14 protein-coding genes are annotated in these 18969 nt (G+C 68.6%); 7 read left to right on the top strand and 7 right to left on the bottom strand.

Going from position 1 to position 18969, the window contains the following annotated elements; translation table 11 throughout:
- The first annotated feature begins 44 nt into the window (after positions 1 to 44).
- A complete protein-coding gene (locus EV645_RS38960) occupies positions 45 to 602 on the top strand; it encodes a hypothetical protein (RefSeq protein ID WP_130449825.1) in 558 nt (185 codons plus the stop codon).
- On the opposite strand, the gene EV645_RS38955 is transcribed toward EV645_RS38960, so the two are convergent.
- The 4 genes from EV645_RS38955 to EV645_RS38940 form a co-directional block, all read right to left on the bottom strand.
- Entirely contained in the window at positions 599 to 1363 is a 765-nt protein-coding gene (locus tag EV645_RS38955) for an SDR family oxidoreductase (RefSeq protein WP_130449823.1), read from the bottom strand. The genes EV645_RS38960 and EV645_RS38955 overlap by 4 nt on opposite strands.
- A gap of 47 nt (positions 1364 to 1410) precedes the next feature.
- A complete protein-coding gene (locus tag EV645_RS38950) occupies positions 1411 to 1602 on the bottom strand; it encodes a DUF1918 domain-containing protein (protein ID WP_242000940.1) in 192 nt (63 codons plus the stop codon).
- A 64-nt stretch (positions 1603 to 1666) separates the two neighbouring features.
- Positions 1667 to 3085, bottom strand: a complete 1419-nt coding sequence (locus EV645_RS38945; protein WP_198682146.1) for a sensor histidine kinase — start codon at positions 3083 to 3085, stop codon at positions 1667 to 1669.
- Positions 3086 to 3107: 22 nt separating this feature from the next.
- Complete coding sequence (locus EV645_RS38940; protein ID WP_130449819.1) at positions 3108 to 3785, bottom strand: response regulator transcription factor; 678 nt, start codon at positions 3783 to 3785, stop codon at positions 3108 to 3110.
- Between the two features lie 124 nt (positions 3786 to 3909).
- On the opposite strand from EV645_RS38940, the gene yicI reads away from it, so the two are divergent.
- Positions 3910 to 6159, top strand: coding sequence for an alpha-xylosidase (gene yicI, locus EV645_RS38935; RefSeq protein WP_130449817.1), 2250 nt, complete (start codon positions 3910 to 3912; stop codon positions 6157 to 6159).
- On the opposite strand, the gene EV645_RS38930 is transcribed toward yicI, so the two are convergent.
- Together EV645_RS38930 and EV645_RS38925 are read right to left on the bottom strand one after the other, a co-directional pair.
- Positions 6108 to 8906, bottom strand: coding sequence for a glycoside hydrolase family 3 C-terminal domain-containing protein (locus EV645_RS38930; protein WP_130449815.1), 2799 nt, complete (start codon positions 8904 to 8906; stop codon positions 6108 to 6110). The two genes, yicI and EV645_RS38930, sit on opposite strands and share 52 nt — an antisense overlap.
- Positions 8907 to 9065: 159 nt before the next feature.
- The gene (locus EV645_RS38925; RefSeq protein ID WP_130449813.1) at positions 9066 to 10253 is read right to left on the bottom strand and encodes an ROK family transcriptional regulator; all 1188 of its coding nucleotides are present in this window, start codon (positions 10251 to 10253) and stop codon (positions 9066 to 9068) included.
- Between the two features lie 106 nt (positions 10254 to 10359).
- Between EV645_RS38925 and EV645_RS38920 the strand changes: the two genes are divergently transcribed.
- From EV645_RS38920 to EV645_RS38900, 5 genes are read left to right on the top strand one after another with little or no spacing between them, the layout of a single operon-like run.
- The gene (locus EV645_RS38920) at positions 10360 to 12024 is read left to right on the top strand and encodes a type 2 periplasmic-binding domain-containing protein (protein ID WP_130449811.1); all 1665 of its coding nucleotides are present in this window, start codon (positions 10360 to 10362) and stop codon (positions 12022 to 12024) included.
- A 58-nt stretch (positions 12025 to 12082) separates the two neighbouring features.
- Positions 12083 to 12991, top strand: coding sequence for an ABC transporter permease (locus EV645_RS38915; RefSeq protein WP_130449809.1), 909 nt, complete (start codon positions 12083 to 12085; stop codon positions 12989 to 12991).
- The gene (locus tag EV645_RS38910; RefSeq protein WP_130449807.1) at positions 12988 to 13893 is read left to right on the top strand and encodes a carbohydrate ABC transporter permease; all 906 of its coding nucleotides are present in this window, start codon (positions 12988 to 12990) and stop codon (positions 13891 to 13893) included. The genes EV645_RS38915 and EV645_RS38910 overlap by 4 nt, the downstream gene beginning before the upstream one ends.
- Positions 13890 to 16046 carry a carbohydrate-binding protein gene (locus EV645_RS38905; protein WP_130449805.1) on the top strand — a complete coding sequence of 719 codons (2157 nt, stop codon included), beginning with the start codon at positions 13890 to 13892 and terminating at the stop codon, positions 16044 to 16046. The genes EV645_RS38910 and EV645_RS38905 overlap by 4 nt, the downstream gene beginning before the upstream one ends.
- On the top strand, positions 16043 to 17938 hold the full coding sequence (locus tag EV645_RS38900) for a beta-galactosidase (RefSeq protein ID WP_130449803.1): 1896 nt from the start codon (positions 16043 to 16045) through the stop codon (positions 17936 to 17938). The genes EV645_RS38905 and EV645_RS38900 overlap by 4 nt, the downstream gene beginning before the upstream one ends.
- On the opposite strand, the gene EV645_RS38895 is transcribed toward EV645_RS38900, so the two are convergent.
- Complete coding sequence (locus EV645_RS38895; protein WP_130449801.1) at positions 17914 to 18933, bottom strand: LacI family DNA-binding transcriptional regulator; 1020 nt, start codon at positions 18931 to 18933, stop codon at positions 17914 to 17916. The genes EV645_RS38900 and EV645_RS38895 overlap by 25 nt on opposite strands.
- Positions 18934 to 18969: the final 36 nt, after the last annotated feature.

The raw sequence follows: 18969 nt of genomic DNA, 5'->3' as shown, positions 1-18969 counted from the left end.
AAGTTCGCTCCCCGCCCGGAGCAGTCGTTCCGGGAGAGGGAGACATGACGGGAAGAGTGCGCGGCGTCCTCGCTGCGGTCGGGGTGCTGGGAGTGGTCGGCGCGATCGCCGGGCCGATGGCGGCGGCGCAGAACCGGCCGCCCGGCGTACCGCGTGGCGAGATCGCGATCCCGGTCGCGCCGGTGTCGAGTGTTGCGTCAAGCAACGGACCGCTGCGGCAGCTCGAGCCGAACGGACCGTTCCGCGGTGCCCGCGCGGTCGTCGTGATGGTGTCGCACGGCGCACGGACCAGCGTTCGGCTTCATGTCACCGGCGCCGAGCATGCCCGCGGCACCTTCGGCGCGCATCTGCACACCGGCCCTTGTGTGGCAGGCGACGGCGCCGCCGCCGGACCGCACTACAACACCGACGTGATCGCAGGCCGCAAGCCAGTCCGAATGGACCGTGAGCGCGAGATCTGGCTCGACTTCACGGTCGGCCCGAGCGGCGCAGGTACGGCGTCAACCGTCGTCCCCTTCGCGCCGAAACCCGGCAACCGCTCCATCGTCATCCACGGCACCACAGGCGCCCGCGCCGCCTGCCTCCCACTGACCTGGGACTAAGCGGACCCGCCGTTGCTCTTCAGCAGTTGGCCGTTGATCCATTGGCCTTGCGGGGAGCAGAGGAAGTCGACCAGGTGAGCGGTGTCCTGGGGTGTGCCCAGTCGGCCGAGTGGGGTTTGCTGGAGGCAGGCGTCGCGGACCTCGTCGGTCATCCAGCCGGTGTCGATCGGGCCGGGGTTGACGACGTTCGCGGTCACGCCGAGCTCGGACAGTTCCTGCGCCGCCGCGAGCGTGATGCGGTCGAGTGCTCCCTTGCTCGCGCCGTACGGGAGATTGTGGACGGTGTGGTCGCTGGTCAGCGCGACGATGCGGCCGGTGCCGTGGGCTCCGGTGAAGCGCTGGGCGAACTCGCGGATCAGCAGCCAGGTCGCGCGGGCGTTGACCGCGAAGTGCCGGTCGAAGCTCTCGATGGTCGTGTCGAGGATGCTCGAGTCGATGGACTCGCAGTGGCACATCACCAGCGCGGTGACCTTGCCGAGCTGCTCCTCGGCGGCAGCGAATATCCGCTCCGGCGCCGCCGGGTCGACGAGATCGGCCTCGATCGGCACCACGGTTGCACCGAGATCGCTCAGCTCCTTGACGATCTCGTCCGTCGCACCAGACTGCACACCCCACTGCATGCGGTCGTCGTACGCCGTCCAGTAGCTGAAGGCGATATCCCAGCCCGAGGCGGCCAGCTGACGGGCGATACCGGCGCCGATGCCGACGGTACGGCCGACGCCGGTGACGAGGACGACTGGGCGGGCAGCTGACTGAGTCATGCCGGCGATCCTGCTCGACGGCCCGCCCGGCCGGCAACCGGATTGTTCTACGTCCTATGGACTATGTGCGCGTCCGGCCCCGGGAAGAACAGCGACTCGGTGTCGGTGTCGCTCCAGTGCACGAGGTACGGCGGTGCGCCGTCCGGATCGTGTACCTCGACGATCTTCCCCTCGCGCCGGTGTGCCAACAGATGGCTGCTCTCGACCACAACCTGGTCGCCTGCTGCCGCTTTCACCACACCCACCTCCTTCCACCCCCAGCTTCGTCCTGCCAGGCGGCCCGCACCACCCCCCAGAGAGGGTCTACTCGATGTTCGGTAGCGTGACGGTGGCCGTCGTACCTCCGGCGCTCGACGAGGTCAGCGTGATCGTGCCGTTGTGGGCGCGGGTGATCTCCTGGGCGATGGACAGGCCCAGCCCCGAGCCGCCGCTCGCGCGGGAGCGGCTGGTGTCGAGCCGGACGAACCGTTCGAACACCCGCTGGCGATCCGCCTCGGGGATCCCGTCGCCGTCGTCCTCGACCGTAATGATCGCCGATCCGTCCTTCTCGGCCGTGCTCAGGTGGACACTGGTGTGCGCGGCGCGAGCAGCGTTGTCGACGAGGTTCCGCAGTACCTGACCCAACCGGGCCGGGTCGCCGACCACCCGGACCGGACGGACGTCACCGGTCACCTTCAGCTCGGGCATCGAGCTCCGCAACCGCTGGATCTCGGCCGCGACCAGATCGTCGAGATCCACGTCCGTCTGCCGCATCCGGATCCCGGTGTCGTCGGCCTTGGCGAGCAGCAGCAGGTCCTCGACGAGTTGCCGCATCCGGTCGGTCTCGGTCTCCATCACCGCACGCAGCTCGTTCCACGCCTGCCCGGTGGTGTCTGCCTCGATGACCTCCAGCGCCGCGGTCAGCGTGGCCAACGGCGAGCGCAGTTCGTGACTGGCGTCCGCGACGAACGCTCGCTGCGTCGTCTGGCCGGTCTCGAGCCGGTCGAGCATCTCGTTCATCGTCACCGCCAGCCGCGCGATCTCGTCCCGCGTCTCCGGCACCGGGACCCGCTCGGTCAGGTCCCGCGTGCCGATGCCCTGCACCCGGGAGCGGATTCGCTCCACCGGACGCAGCGCCTGCCCGACCATCAGCCACCCGGCCACGCCGACCACGATCAGCAGCGCCGGGAACCCGATGATCAGGTACTTCGCGACCGTGGTGACCGTCTGCCGCTGCGTCTCAACCGACGACGCGACCACGACCGTGTACGTCTGTCCGTCGTACGACGCTCCTTGCGCGACGATCAGGTAGTTGTGATCGTCGTCGATCAGCGGCATCTCGCCGACCTCGGCCCGCATCAGCGCGCCGGCCGGCGGACGGAAATCGGTCAACGGCGTGTTGCCGACCCGGCTCGACGAGGCGGCGATGACGCGTCCGGCCGGGTCCAGGACCTGGACGAGCTGGGTCGCGCGGGTCGTCTCGACCAAATCGCGCGCGAGGCCCGCCGTACCCTCTGAGCTGATCTGGCCGGCCACATCTCCGACCCGGCCTTCAGCCGCGTCGGAGACCTCGGTGATCAGGGCTCGCTGCAGAAGGAGGAGCAAGGCGGCAGCGCCGAGCATCATCGCGACGGCGACCACGATCACGGCCGCAGCCGTCGAGCGACTCCGCACGCTCGCCTGCCGCAAACCACCCGCGGTCCGGTACCACCCGTCGACCCGACGTCGCACGACCGTGCTCACCCCGCCAGTTTCGCAGGTGCGGCTATCCGCCCTCGGGGTTGAGTCGGTATCCCATGCCTCGGATGGTCTCGATGGCGTGCCGGGCGAAGGGGGTGTCGATCTTCTTCCGGAGGTATCGCACGTAGACCTCGACCACATTCGGGTCGCCGTCGAAGGCCGGGTCCCAGACCGATGCCAGGATCTCGGCCTTGCTGACGGTGTCGCCGCGGTGCCGCATCAGGAACTCGAGCAGGCCGTACTCGCGGGGCGTGAGCGTGATCTCTCGCCCGTCCCGCTCCACTCGCCGCCGGGCCACGTCCAGCGAGAGGTCGCCGGCGGTCAGCACCACGGGCCGCTCCGGTCCGCCGCGCCGGATCAGCGCCCGCAACCGGGCGATCAGGACCAGGAAGCTGAACGGCTTGGTCAGATAGTCGTCCGCTCCGAGGTCGAACGCGTCGGTCTGGTCGTACTCGCCGTCCTTCGCGGTCAGCATCAGCACCGGCGTCCAGATCCCGCGCGCCCGCAGCATCTCGAGCACGCGATACCCGTTGAGCTTCGGCAACATGATGTCCAGCACGATCACGTCGTAGCTGTGTTCGGTCGCGGCCCACACCGCGTTCTCGCCGTCGTGCACCATCTCGACGACGAACCCGGCGTCGGTCAGACCGCGGTGGACCGTGTCGGCCAACCGCAGCTCGTCCTCGACCATCAGCACTCGCATCCACCCAGTGTCACTGAGGCCCGCTGAGAATCCGCTGAGAGGTGGACAAACTTGACGCGATGAAGGCGGCCCACCTAGCGTTGTCGAAGCGCTTCGACAACGCTTTCGGGAGAGGCTGGCCAGGATGAAGTTCAGCGACGGGTACTGGCAGCTCCGCGAGGGATTGACACGGTTGCGGCCCGCCGAGGTCGAGAGCGTGCAGGCGGGGGAGCGCGAGCTGACCGTGTTCGCGCCGGCCAAGCGGATCGAGCGGCGCGGCGACACGCTCAACCAGCCGATGTTCACGGTGACGTTCTCCTCGCCGTCGCGCGGGGTGATCGGGGTCCGGATCGGGCACCATCTCGGCGGCCTGCCCGCGCGACCGACGTACCGCTTGAACGCCGATGAGGATCATCCGGTGAAGGTGGACGTCGGCGCCGCCGAGGCGCGGTTGACGTCCGGGGAGCTGAGTGTGGTGATCGCTCTCGAGGGTCCGTGGGACGTGCGCTTCGAGCAGGACGGGAAGCCGCTGACCAACTCCGGCGCGCGGAGCGTAGGCCTGATTACCGATTCCGACGGCAAGCATTACGTCCACGAACAGCTGGCGCTTGGCGTCGGCGAGACGATCTACGGCCTGGGCGAACGCTTCGGTGCGTTCGTGAAGAACGGCCAGATCGTCGACACCTGGAACGCCGACGGCGGCACGTCGAGCGAGCAGGCGTACAAGAACGTGCCGTTCTATCTCAGCAGCAAGGGGTACGGCGTACTCGTCGACAGCCCGGCCCGTGTGTCGTTCGAGGTCGGCTCGGAGGTCACCTCCCGCAACCAGTTCAGCGTCGAGGGCCAGGAGCTCGGGTACTACGTCTTCGCCGGTCCGACCCCGAAGGACGTCCTGCGCCGCTACACCGCGCTGACCGGGCGGCCCGCCCGCGTGCCGGCGTGGTCGATGGGGCTGTGGCTGTCGACGTCGTTCACCACGGACTACACCGAGGAGACGACGAGCGGGTTCGTCGACGGCATGGCTGAGCGGCACCTTCCGTTGAGCGTGTTCCATTTCGACTGCTTCTGGATGCGTCAGTTCCACTGGTGCGACTTCCTGTGGGACCCGATCGCGTTCCCGGATCCGGCCGGCATGGTTCGCCGGCTGAAGGACCGCGGTCTGCGCGTCAGCCTGTGGATCAACCCGTACATCGCTCAGCGGTCGGTGCTGTTCGAGGAGGGCAGTCGGCTCGGTTATCTGCTCAAGCGACCGGACGGCTCGGTCTGGCAGTGGGACATGTGGCAGGCAGGGATGGCGATCGTCGACTTCACCAACCCGGACGCGACCGCGTGGTACCGCTCGAAGCTGCAAGCCCTGATCGATCTGGGCGTCGACTGCTTCAAGACCGACTTCGGCGAGCGCATCCCGACCGACGTCGTCTGGCACGACGGTTCCGATCCGGAGCGGATGCACAACTACTACGCGCAGCTCTACAACGCGGCCGTGTTCGGACTGCTCGAGGAGAACCGGGGCGAGGGCGATGCGGTGCTGTTCGCCCGCTCCGCGACGGCCGGCGGGCAGCAGTTCCCGGTGCACTGGGGCGGCGACTGCGAGTCGACATTCGAGGCGATGGCCGAGTCGTTGCGCGGCGGGCTGTCGCTGGCCGCGTCGGGGTTCGGGTACTGGAGTCATGACATCGGCGGATTCGAGGGCTTGCCCGATCCCGCGATCTTCAAGCGCTGGGTGGCGTTCGGGCTGCTCTCGTCGCATTCGCGGTTGCACGGCTCGTCGTCGTACCGGGTGCCGTGGGCGTTCGACGATGAGGCGGTCGACGTACTGCGGAAGTTCACGAAGCTGAAGCTCTCGTTGATGCCGTACCTGATGACCGCCGCCGCCGAGGCGCACCAGGACGGGGTGCCGATGATGCGGCCGATGGTTCTGGAGTTCCCCGACGATCCGGCGGTCGCATATCTGGATCGCCAGTACATGCTCGGTGCGGATCTGCTGGTCGCGCCGGTGATGAGCTTCGACGGTGAAGTGCCGTTCTACCTGCCGCGTGGGCGATGGACGTCGTTGCTGACCGGCGAGGTGCTGTCGGGTCCGGGCTGGGTTCAGCAGACGCATGCCTTCGACAGCGTGCCGTTGTTCGTGCGCGAGGGCGCCGTGATCCCGATCGGGGCGGTCGACGATCGGCCGGAGTACGACTGGGCCGACGGGGTCGAGTTGCGCTGGTTCGCACCGAGCGAGGGGCAGACGACCGTGGTCGAGCTGCCCGACGCCGACGGGGGAGTGGCGGCCGTGATCGAGCTGACTTTGCGCGACGGTGAGGTCGAGTCGCGTGTGGTCGAGGGCGTGTGTGAGCGCTACACCGTCAAGCTCTCGAGTACGACGTCCGCCGCGGAGAAGACTGCGTAGAGCGTTCGTACGCCGGTCGCCGGGGCGAGCTGTGTGGTGATCGGCCTGAGCTGGCTTGAGAGGTGGACTGTGCCGAGGAGCTCACCTTGCAACGGGTCGTCGAGGCGGAGTGCGATCGTCGCCGGCCCGGTTCCGCGGTTGGCGGCGGTGACGGCGACGGCTGTTTCGGAGTTCAGCTGGACGTCGTGAAACGCCAACCAGGCTTGGGGTTCCAGCGAGACGGTCGTCTCGTCGGACAGCGTGATTCCGCAGTACTCGTCGAAGCTGGTCGCGGCGAGTCCGAGCGTTCGCGGCGGGATGCGTTCCCCGCGCACATCGAGGGTTGTGGTCAGTCGAAGGTCGGTGCTGGATCGGCCGACCATGACGCTGTGGCGCGCCGACTCGACGCAGTGGCGGTCCCGCGTCACGTCCCAGAAACCTAGGTCGGTTGCAGCGACGATCAGCTCGATCTCGGCGCTCTCTCCGGGTGCGAGCGACAGCCGGCGGAACCCACGGAGCTGTCCGAGCGGTTGCTTGACGCGTGAACGCTGCTGACGGGTGTACAGCTGGGCCACCTCGGTGCCCGGCCGATCGCCGGTATTGGTAACTGTGAAGGTGACTCGGACCTCGCCGTCGGACGCGATCGACGGTGCGCTCAGCTGCAGATCGGCGTACCTGAAGGTCGTGTAGCTCAGGCCGTGGCCGAACGGGTAGAGCGGTGTGCCACGGTAGTACAGGTACGTTGCGTCGGTGGTGATGATGTCGTAGTCGAGCAGGTCGGGGAGGTCTGCCGCGGAGTCGTACCAGGTCTGGGTCAGTCGTCCGGCCGGGTCGTGGTCGCCGAACAGTACGTCGGCCAGCGCGCGACCGTACTCCTGCCCGCCGTGGGCGGACCAGAGGATCGCCGGCAGATGCTGCTGTGCCCAGCCGATCGCGAACGGGTAGCTGCTGCTGAGCACGAGCACCGTGCGCGCGTTCGCGGCGTGGACCTGGCGGATCAGCCGATCCTGGGCCGCCGGGAGGTCGAGGCTGTCGCGATCCTCGGTCTCGCGGCCGTTCACCAGCGGGTGGTTGCCAGCGACAACGATCGCGACGTCGGCGCGGGCGGCGACGGCGGCTGCCTGCGCGGCGCCGTCGACGACGATGTCGAGCACGAGCGGCGTCGCCTGGTCGGCCAGGCTGATCGCACCTTCCGCGTCGACGTGGAGGTACCGATCACTGTGCAGGTGCTGGATCAAGACGGTGCCGGCCAGCTGCACGAACCTGAACGTCTGCTTGACCTCCCAGCCGTTCGGACCAGGCTGATCCGCGACGAGCTCCCCGTCGTCGCTCACACTCAGGTGCTGCCCGTTCCGTACCGACCGCAGGGCGAACGCATCCCCGCCCCAGTCGAACAGGTCGAACTCGCCCGGCTCCCGGTCGGCGCGCAGTACCGCGTCCGGGCCGACCGTCAGGTACGACGAGGAGTCGGCGATCCGGAGCGTGATCCGGTCGACGCCCTCGCAGTAATCCACCCCCGCGCTGGACCCGACGCGGCCGAGTCGCTCGACGATGCCGTCCAGCGCGGTGATCTGATACGGCAGCGTTCCGGCGTACCAGTCCTCCCTGACAGCGCCGGCGAGCGGTCCGATGACGGCGATCCGCTGGATGGACTCGGCGAGGGGCAGGACCTGGCACTCGTGCTTCAGCAGCACGATCGCCTGGCGCGCGGCGTCCTGGGCCAGCTCGCGGTGGGCGGGACAGTTGACCAGATCAGGCTCGAGACCGCGGTACGGATCGAGCTCGGTCGGGTCGAACTCGCCGAGCCGGAGCCGGATCGCGAGCACCCGCCGTACTGCGGTGTCGATGTCGGCCCACGTGAGCAGACCGCGATCGAGCGCCTCGCGGAGTCGGTCGATCGTCGGGGCAGAGTTCGTGTCGTCCTGCGTGAAGCTGTCCACGCCGGCCTTGACCGCGGCGGCGTACGCGGTCGGGCCGTCCGACACGTAGTGCTGCAGGCCGAACAGGTTGGCCGGCGCGTACGCGTCGCTGACGACCAGCACGTCGTCGGTGGTCCAGGTGCGGAGTACGTCGTTGATCAGCGGGCTCAGATGGGCGGGCCGTCCGTTCACCAGGTTGTACGACGGCATCACCGCGACCGCTGCGCCGGACTCGATCGGCGCGCGGAACGCGGGCAGTTCGTACTCGTGCAGGACCCGCGGCGGCAGGTTGCTCGAGGTCGTGCAGCGATCGGTTTCGTTGTTGTAGGCAAGGAAATGCTTGAGCGTCGGGGCGGTCCTGAGGTACGACGGATCGTCGCCGGCGAGCCCGTGCCCGTAGGCGGTCGCGATGACGCCGGTCAGCCAGGGATCCTCGGCGTACCCCTCCTCGTTCCGGCCCCAGCGCGGGTCGCGGAGCGGGTTGACCACCGGGGCCCAGACGTTGAGGCCGACGCCGGCCGGGTCCTTCTGGTGGAAGACGCGGACCTCGTCGCCCACCGCGGCGCCGACGGCGCGGACCAGGTCCGGGCTCCAGCTCGTGGCGAGGCCGATCGCCTGCGGGAAGACGGTGGCCGGACCGAGCCAGGCGACGCCGTGCAGCGCCTCGGTGCCGGTGCGGAACGAGTCCAGGCCGAGCCGCGGGACGGGCGGCTGGTACTGGTGCAGCAGCGCGACCTTCTCGTCCGGGGTGAGCCTGGCGAGGAGATCGTCGACCCGCTCGCCGGTCGGCCGGGCCGGATCGCGGAACGGGGGCGGAGCTGAACGGGGGAGGGGAGCTGGAGTACTCATCGGCGATCGACTCCACGGGCTGTGTGTCGAAGCGCTTCGAACGATCATCGGCGACGGTTGATCGAAGCGCTTCGACAGATCGGGCGTGAACAGAGGGTTGCATCCCGAGCGCCGACGGTCAAGACCTCATCCGTCACCCAGGTACGCGCTTGCCAAGGGCTACCGGACGGGCAGGTGGCCTCGGGTCAGGGGGGTGAGGGCCTGGGCGGTCGCGCCCAGGGGAGTGGCGGTGTCGGGGAGGGTGGAGGCGAGGACGGTGCAGCCGCCGGCGTCGGGGGCGATGGTGGCTTCGCGGAGGGCCTTGTCGAGGGCCGGGGTGAGGTGGTCGGCGAGCAGGGCGTAGGCGCCGCCGAGCAGGACGACCTCGGGGTTGAGGATGTTGACGAGCGCGGCGATGCCCTGACCCAGGTAGGCGCCCGCCTCGGCCAGAACCTGGGTCACAGCGGTCTCCTGGGCGTCGGCGCGGCGGATCAGCTCCTCGAGTTGGAGCTGCGGATCGCTGTCGGTCACGTCCGCCCTGGCCAGGATCGCCGGCAGGCTCGCCAGCGCCTCGAGACAGCCGCGTCGACCGCATCCGCAGCGCGGGCCATCCGGGACGAGGCGCAGATGGCCGATCTCCCCGACGTACCCGAGATGACCTTCGAGCGGCTTGCCGTCGACGATGATGCCTGCCCCGACGCCGGTGTCCCCGGTGAGCCGGATCAGGTTCCCGGTCCCGGCGTGCGGGCCGTAGAGATGCTCGGCCAGCACGCCCAGCGATGCGTCGTTGTCGACCGTCACCGGGATGTCCGGCCGTCCGATCGCCGCTACAAGTTCGGCCCGCATCGGCACATCCCGCCAGCCCAGGCCGGCGGCCAGTACGACGGCGCCGTCGCGATTCACGAGGCCCGGAACGCCCACGGTGATCCCGAGCACCTGCCGACCGGACGACTGCACGGCGGTCACTGCCCGTCGGGCGAGGTTGGCCAGCGACGCGATCGTCTTCGCGGGCCCGGCGTCCACGCCCGGCCCGGCGCGGTGCCAACGCAGTACCTGCTCGCCGGCCGTGTCGCAGCCGAGCGCGGTCAGGCCGCGGGCGCTCACCTCGAGCCCGATGGTCGCGTACGCCGATCCGTCGAGCACGAGCAGGGTCGCCGGACGACCGACATGATTCTGGGTCTGCTGGGTCTCGCGGACCAGGCGGCGCTCGAGCAGATCCCCGACGATGCTGGTCACGGTCGCCTTGTTGAGACCGGTCCCGGTGGCGATCGCGGCCCGCGAGCAGGGTGCCTCGCGGCGCAGGTAGCCCAGCACCGCGGCCAGGTTGGTCGCGCGGATATGCGTGTGGTCCGCGGTCTGTGTGCTCAACGTCCGTCCCTAGATCGAGTCCTGCGTCAGTTCTACACCTTGTCGAGCCGTCGACTGTGCGTTAATTTGTTTGGCTACTAGCCCAACTAATTCTAGGGGATGCGACGTGACCGGACCAGAGATCGGCGGCACCAGGCGCCGGACCTTCATCTCCCTGCTCGGCGTCGGTGCCGCGGCCGCCGGCGGTGTCACCCTGACCGGCTGCTCCAACGGCAGTTCGGGATCCAGCACGAGCGGCCGGGCCGAGACCGAGGACAAGTTGTCCGGCCTGTTGCCGAAGTTCATCGCCTACGACGCGGTGCAGTCGGACCTGCCCGGCGAGAACGGCGCGTCGCCCGGTTTCTCGCATTATCCGAGCGAGCTGAAGCGGGCCGTGCCCGGCAAGATGGTGCCGAGCGGCAAGGAAGTGTCGGCAATGACGCCGCTGTGGAGCCCGATGCCGCCCGGCCTCGGCAAGAACTCCTACTACGACGCGAACAACGAGCGGATCGGGGCGCCGGTCCGGTTCAACATCCTCAACGGCAATGACTACGGCGACAAGCTCGGCCCGATCCTTGCGGCCGGCAACGTGCCCGAGCTGCTCTGCATCCCGGGCTGGAACATCTCCGGGTTGACCCGGTTCGGTCAGGCCGTGGACAAGCTGTTCGAGGACCTCACGCCGTACCTGGCCGGCGACAAGGCGGCGGCGTACCCGATGCTGGCCAACCTGCCGACCCGGGCCTGGGCGTACGGCGTGTGGAACTCGCAGCTGAAGGCGGTGCCGTTCCCGTCGGACGGGTTCCCCTGGGCGCTGTTCTACCGCAAGGACATCTTCGACCAGGTCGGCGCGCAGCCGCCGAAGAACGCCGACGACGTGCTGGCGCTGGGCAAGCAGCTGACCGATGCCAAGGCGGGCCGGTGGGCGTTCGGCTCGGTCGCCGACGAGATGGCCCGGATGTTCGGGGCGCCGGGCGGCTGGCGCAAGGACTCCAGCGGCAAGCTGGTGAACAAGATCGAGACTCCGGAGTTCGAGGAGTCGGTGGCCTTCGTCCGCAGGCTGTTCCAGTTGGGGTATGTGCATCCGGAGGTCGTCGCGAACGCCGGCGCGGACGAGAACGCATTGTTCGAGGGTGGCAAGTTCGTGATCCGGCAGAACGGGCTGGGCGGCTGGCACGAGGCGTTGCAGCGGCAGCAGACGATCAACCCGAAGTTCGATCCGCAGCCGGTGATGCCGTTCGCTCACGACGGCGGTGCGCCGATCACCTGGGGCGGTGATCCGGCCGGCATCTTCACGTTCGTGAAGAAGGGGGTCGGCGAGCAGCGGGTGAAGGAGCTGCTCGGCGTCATGAACTACACGTCGGCGCCGTTCGGAACGGAGGAGTACGTGCTCTACAACTACGGGGTCGAGGGCAAGCACTACGTGAAGCAGTCCTCCGGCGCTCCGAAGCTCACCGCGCTCGGCCAGAAGGAGGTCTCGCAGACCTACATCTTCCTGGGCGGCCGTCCGACGGCGATCACCGAGAGCGAGTACCCCGGGTATGTGCAGTCGATGAGTGCCTGGCAGAACGCGGCGGCGAAGGTCCGGGAGAAGAACCTCTTCGAGGGGATCCGGGTGGAGCAGCCGGCCAAGATGGCTGCGCTGAACCAGCCTTTCGACGACGCGCTGCAGGACATCTTCCGCGGCCGGAAACCGGTCAGCGAGCTGAAGACGGCCGTCAAACAGTGGCAGACCAACGGCGGCAACGACGGCCGCGACTTCTACGCCAAGGTCCTCAGTGACAACGGTCGTTAAGCCCCCGGAGCGGGCGGCTCGGCAGGCGGCTCCGGTGCGGTCCGAAAAGCCTACTGGCATGCGGTTCCGGCATCGGTTGCGGCGGGATTGGCCGTTGCTGGTGATGGTTCTGCCGGTGATCGTGTTGCTCGGGGTGTTCCACTACTTTCCGACGCTCGGCAACGTGATCGCCTTCCAGGACTACTCGCCGTATGCCGGGATCCGGGGGAGTGAGTTCATCGGGTTCGCGAACTTCAGCCGGATGTTCTCCGAGCCGGCGTTCTGGCGGGCGGTGGCGAACACCCTGTCCATCACCGCGGTCCAGTTGGTGTTCTTCTTCCCGATCCCGATCGGACTGGCGTTGCTGCTGAACAGCGTCCTGTCGGCCAAGCTGCGCAACGTCATCCAGGGCGTGGTGTACCTGCCGCACTTCTTCTCCTGGGTGCTGGTCGTGTCGTTGTTCCAGCAGATGATCGGCGGCGCGGGCCTGCTCGCGCAGACTGTGCGGGATCACGGACACTCGGCGGTCGACCTGATGACCAAGCCCGACACCTTCATCCTGCTCGTCACCGCGCAGTCGGTCTGGAAGGACGCAGGCTGGGGAATGATCGTCTTCCTCGCCGCCCTCTCCACCATCAACCCGGCCCTCTACGAAGCCGCCGCGGCCGACGGAGCCAACCGCTGGCGCCGGCTGTGGCACATCACGTTGCCCGGCCTGCGTCCGGTGATCGTCCTGCTCCTGATCCTCCGTCTCGGCGACGCGCTGACGGTCGGCTTCGAGCAGTTCATCCTGCAACGCAGCGCCGTCGGCGGAGGCGCCGCCGAGGTGCTCGACACGTACGTGTACTACCAGGGTCTGCTCGTCGGCGACTTCGGGTACGGCGCCGCAGCCGGTCTCTTCAAAGGGGTGATCGGCCTCGTCCTGGTCCTGGTGGCCAACCGATTCGCTCACCTGGTGGGCGAGCAGGGGGTGTATTCGCGCTCATGACCGCAAGGGCTGTCTGGGAAGAGGAACCGACCGCGATCGGACGGCTGAGTAAGCCGGTCGTGCTGACGCTGATCGCTCTGGCAGTGGCGTTCCCGCTGTACGTCGTGGTGGTGACAAGCCTGTCCAGCACGGAAGCGGTGACCCGCGCCGGCGGGCTGGTCGTCGTACCACGCGAGCTGACCGTCGCGGCGTACGTGCAACTGCTGTCGGGCGGCGTGGTCACTCGCGCGTTGTTCATCAGCGTGATGATCACCGCCGTCGGTACGGCGTTCAGCCTCGGCATCACCGTGCTCGCGGCGTACGGGCTGTCGCGGCCGGGGTCGGTGTTCCATCGGCCGCTGCTGTTCGTCGTACTGCTGACGTTCCTGTTCGGGCCGGGCATCATTCCGAGCTATCTGCTGGTGAACTCGCTCGGCCTGATCGACCACTATGCGTCGCTGATCCTGCCGACCGCGATCTCGGCGTTCAACCTGATCGTCATGCGCTCGTTCTTCATGGGCATTCCGGGCGAGCTGATCGACAGCGCGCGGATCGACGGCGCGGGCGAGTTCGCCATCCTGCGCCGGATCGTCCTGCCGCTGTCGAAGGCCGTCGTCGCGGTTGTCGGCCTGTTCTACGCCGTCGGCTACTGGAACGCGTTCTTCAACGCGCTGCTCTACATCAACGACAACAACAAGTGGCCGTTGCAGATGGTGTTGCGGACCTACATCGTCCAGCAGCAGCCCTTGCCGACCGGCGCCGGCGGCATAGCCACCGGAACCGGCCTCGGCCTGCAGCCCGCCCCCGGCCTGGCCATCAAGATGGCAATCGTCGTGATCGCGATCGTCCCGGTCCTCCTCGTCTACCCCTTCATCCAACGCCACTTCACCAAGGGCGTCATCATCGGCGCGGTGAAGGGATGAGCACGCGACGGCAGTTCCTTGCCCTCAGCACCGGTACGGCGATGCTCGCGGCAACCGCGGGTCACGCCCAGGCTGCGCCGTCGAACAGGTATCGCTGGCGAAACGTCGAGCTCGTCGGCGGCGGCTTCGTCACCGGAATCACCCACCATCCGGGCCGGCGCGGGCTGGTCTACGCGCGCACCGACATCGGCGGTGCGGTCAGGTTCGACAACCGCACACAGCGTTGGGTGCAACTGCTGCACTGGATCGGCTGGGACGAGTGGAACTGGACCGGCGTCGAGAGTCTCGCCATCGACCCGGCGGACCCGCGGCGGCTGTACCTTGCCGTCGGCACCTATACCAACGACTGGTCTCCGATCAACGGGGCGATTCTCCGCTCCGCAGATCAGGGCCGGACGTTCGTACGGACCGACCTGCCGTTCAAACTCGGCGGCAACGAACCCGGCCGCTCGATGGGTGAGCGGCTGGCCGTCGATCCGCACGACGGCCGGATCCTGTTCCTCGGGACCCGCAACCAAGGGCTGTGGCGCAGCGCCGATCGCGGTGTGACCTGGGCGCGCGTCGACGGTTTCCCGGACACCGGCACACCAGGTCTCGGCATCGGCTTCGTTTTCTTCGACCCACGCGACGGCACGATCTACGCCGATGTGACCGATACCGCGGCCGGGCTGTACCGCAGCACCGATGCCGGTGTGACCTGGGCGCGGATCCCCGGCCAACCGACCGGACTGCTGCCGCACCACGGCGAACTAGGGGCTGACGGCAACATCTACGTGAGCTACGGCGACCTGCCGGGACCGTACGAGATGTACGACGGCGCCGTGCACAAGCTGGATACCGCCACCGGCGAATGGACCGACATCACCCCGCTACGACCGAACACCGGCGGCGAGGCCGGGTTCGGGTACGCCGGCCTCGCGACGGATCCGCGTCGGCCCGGCACCGTGATGGTGGCGACGATGGGCCGATGGGGCCCGGTGGACGACATCTTCCGATCGGTCGACGGCGGCCGGACCTGGTCCTCGATCGGCGAGCGGATCGTGCTCGACACGTCGGGGGCGCCGTACCTGAACTTTCACGCGACGCCGAAGCTCGGCTGGATGATCGGCGACATCTCGATCGACCCGTTCGACTCCGGCAAGGTCCTCTACGTCACCGGTGCGACGATCTTCGGCACCGACGACGCGACCGAGGCCGAGGCAGGCCGCAGTACGCACTGGTCGGTGCGTGCGCAGGGCCTGGAGGAGACCGCCGTACTCGACCTGGTCAGTCCGCCCTGGGGCCCGCCGTTGATCAGCGCGCTCGGGGACATCGGGGTGTACCGGCACGACCGGCTGGACCGGGTGCCGCCGGACGGACAGGCGTCGAATCCGGTCAGCGGCACCTCGCCGAGCCTGGACTACGCCGCTCGAGCCCCGGGATTCGTGGTTCGGCTGGCGAACGCGAACGCGGGGGAGCGCGGCGCCTACTCGACCGACGCCGGCGTGAGTTGGCAGCCTTTCTCCGGCGAGCCGGCACCGATGACGCAACCGGGCCGCGTCGCGGTCGGCGCCGACGCACGGACGATCGTCTGGGCGCCGGACGACCTGGTCGCGCACTACTCGCGCGATCGTGGCGCGACGTGGACCGCAGTCACGGGCCTGCCGGTCAAGGCCGCGGTCGTCGGTGATCGGGTCGACGGCCGGGTGTTCTACGGCTTCGATCCAGCCACCGGTACGGCGTACGTGAGCACGAACGGCGGCGCTTCCTTCACCGCGACTGCCGGCGGTCTCCCGACCGGGGCGGGGAAGCTGGAGACCGTGCTCGATCGAGTCGGGCACTGCTGGCTGGCCGTAGGCGCCGGCGGGCTGTATCGGTCGATCGACCGCGGACTAACGTACTTGCCCGTGACGACAATCGAGGAGGCGTACACCATCGGCTTCGGCAAGGCCGCGCCCCGGCGCCGGGACATGGCCGCGTACACGTCGGGGAAGGTGGCCGGTGTCCGAGGGATCTTCCGATCAGACGACAGCGGCGCCTCGTGGATGCGCGTGAACGACGACCGGCATCAGTACGCGTCCACCGGCGATGCGATCGCCGGCGATCCACGGGTGTACGGGCGGGTCTACCTGTCCACCAATGGCTTCGGGATCCCGTACGGAGAGCCGGTATGACGAGACTCTGGTACGGCGGCGACTACAACCCGGAGCAGTGGGATCCGGCGGTGTGGAAGGAGGACGTCGACCTGATGCGTCGGGCCGGCGTGAACCTGGTGACCGTCGGTGTCTTCTCCTGGTCGACCCTGGAACCGTCGCCGGGGCAGTACAACTTCACCTGGCTGGACCAGGTTCTCGACCAGTTGTACGACGGCGGCGTCAGCGTCGATCTGGCCACGCCGACCGCGTCGCCACCGCCGTGGTTCAGCCGGCTGCACCCTGAGGCGCTGCCGGTGACGGCGGACGGCGTACGGCTCACGCATGGCAGTCGGGACACGTACTGCGCGTGCGCGCCGGCGTACCGGGAGGCTGCGCGCGGGATCGCTCGGGCGTTGGCCGAGCGGTACCACGATCATCCGGCGCTGGCGATGTGGCACGTGCACAACGAGTACGGGACCACCTGCTATTGCTCGTTGGCGGCCGAGCGGTTCCGCGAGTGGTTGCAGACGCGGTACGGCACGCTCGACCGGTTGAACGAGGCGTGGACGACTGCGTTCTGGAGTCAGGGGTACGCCGACTGGACGGACATCGAGCCGCCGCGGAAGACGCAGTACCTGGTGAATCCCACGCAGTACCTGGACTTCCGGCGCTTCTGGTCCGACGAATTGCTGGCCGCGTATCTGGAGCAGAAGACCGAGCTGCGGACGGTCTCGGCGTTGCCGATCACCACGAACTTCGTGTTCGGCGGCTGGGTCCCGGTGAACCATGCGCAGTGGGCCGCCGAGGTCGATGTGGTTGCCATCGACCACTATCCGGATCGCGCAGACGTCGGTGCCGAGGAGCAGACAGCCTTCGGGGCTGACCTGGCGCGCGGCTGGGCCGGCGGGAAGCCGTGGCTGCTGATGGAGCAGTCGGCTGGCGCGGTGAATACCGGGCGCCGGCTGCACGCGAAGGAGCCGGGACGGATGGCGCGACACAGCCTGTCCCACATCGCGCGCGGCTCGCAGGGTGCATTGTTCTTCCAGTGGCGGGCCTCCCGGGGCGGCGCGGAGATGTTCCACCCGGCAATGGTGCCGCACGCAGGCCCGGACAGCCGGATGTTCCGTGAAATCGTGGCACTCGGCGCGGAGCTCCCGCGGCTGGCGAAGGTTGCCGATAGCAACGTTGAGGCCGGCGTCGCAATCCTTTGGGATGCCGAATGCTGGTGGGCGATGCAGGGTACCCACCTGCCGTCGTCGTCGCTGGACTACCTGGCGGCGGTCCGGTCGGCTCACCGGCGGTTCTGGCACGCGGGCATCACCGTCGACTTCGCGACGCCGGCCGCCGATCTGTCGTCGTACCGGCTGGTGGTCGTGCCGTCGCTCTATCTGATCTCGGACGAGGCTGCGGCCGCGCTCACCGCTTACGTGGAGAGCGGCGGACAGTTGGTCGTCGGGTACTTCAGCGGCATTGTCGATCCTGACCTGAGGATCCGGTATCCCGGTGCGTTCACGGAGCTGCTCGGGGTGCGCGTCGAGGAGTTCCATCCGCTGCCGGACGACAGCGAGGTCGTCCTGTCTTCCGGTGGCCGTGGACGCTTGTGGAGCGAGCATGTCCACGCGGTGTCGGCCGAGGTCGTCGATCGGTACGCCGGGGGAGTGCTGGACGGTAAGCCGGCGATCACCCGTCGCCGGGTCGGCGCGGGTACGGCGTGGTACGTGTCGACCGAGCTGGACGATGCCGCCGCGGCACAGGTGTTCGAGCTGTCGGCGTCGCTGGTGGAGACCGTACGACGACGGTCCGGTGACACCACCTGGACCTTTCTGTTCAACCACGGAGACGCAGAGTTCGCCGTACCGGATGCGGGCGAGCTGGTGGTCGGCGAGCTGCCGGTCCCGGCCGGCGGTTATGCCGTGGTGAGGTCGACGTGAGGGCAGGTGCTGCCGCGGGCGGTCAGCGTCGGCGGGACCAGTGTCAGGCCGGGCACATCGCCGCCCTCGAGCTTCGTGATCAGCGACTCGACCGCCTGGTCGCCGATCCGTTCCGCCGGGATGCTGACCGACGACAACTGCGGGACCTGCCGCTCGGCGACGTCGTCCGCGCAGATCGCGACCAGCGACATGTCCTCCGGAACGCGACGGCCGAGGCGGCGCAGGACGTCGAGCAGCGGGCCGATGATCGGCTCGTTCTGGACGACCAGTCCGGTGATGTCAGGATGGTCGCTGAGGAGTTGCTCGACCGTGTGCAGGATCGCGTCGAAGGTGTGCTCACACGGCGTTTCGACCCCGAGCACGCCGCGGCGTTCGGCCGCCTCGACGAATCCGGTGAGCGTCCGCTGGGCGAACCCGGTCTGGCGTTCGTAGACGGCGGACGGCGTACCGAGCAGGGCCAGCGAGCGGTGGCCGAGGTCGGCCAGGTGGTCGACACAATGCGCGCCGGCGGCAACGAAGTCCAGGTCGATGCAGGTCAGTCCGTCGGCGTCGTCGGGGTAGCCGATCAGCACCGACGGCATCGGCAGCTCGCGCAGAACCGGCACGCGTTCGTCGTGCAGCTCGACGTCCATCACGACGAGCGCGTCGACCAGCGAGCTCTGCGCGACCCGCTCCAGCCCGTCCGGTCCTTCGTCGGCGGTCAGCAGCAGTACGTCGTGATCGAACCGGCGGGCCGTGGTCACGACCGCCGTGGCGAACTGCATCATCACCGGGACATGCATCCCGGTCCGCAGCGGGATGACGAGGGCGAGCACGTTCGATCGCTGACTGGCCAGCGCGCGGGCGCTCGCGTTCGGCCGGTAGCCGAGCGCGTGGACGCTGCGCTGCACACGCTCCCGGGTGTCGGTCGAGATCGTCCGCTTCCCGCTGAGCACATAGGACACCGTGCTGGCCGCGACCCCGGCATGCCGGGCAACGTCCGCGATCGTGACCATCGCACTCCCTTTCGTCAACCTGCCCCAGTTCTACCC

It is taken from the genome of Kribbella rubisoli, assembly GCF_004217145.1.
GTDB lineage: Bacteria > Actinomycetota > Actinomycetes > Propionibacteriales > Kribbellaceae > Kribbella > Kribbella rubisoli.
Note: the sequence above shows the minus strand (reverse complement) of the source record. Positions and strands in the feature narration are given on the sequence as shown.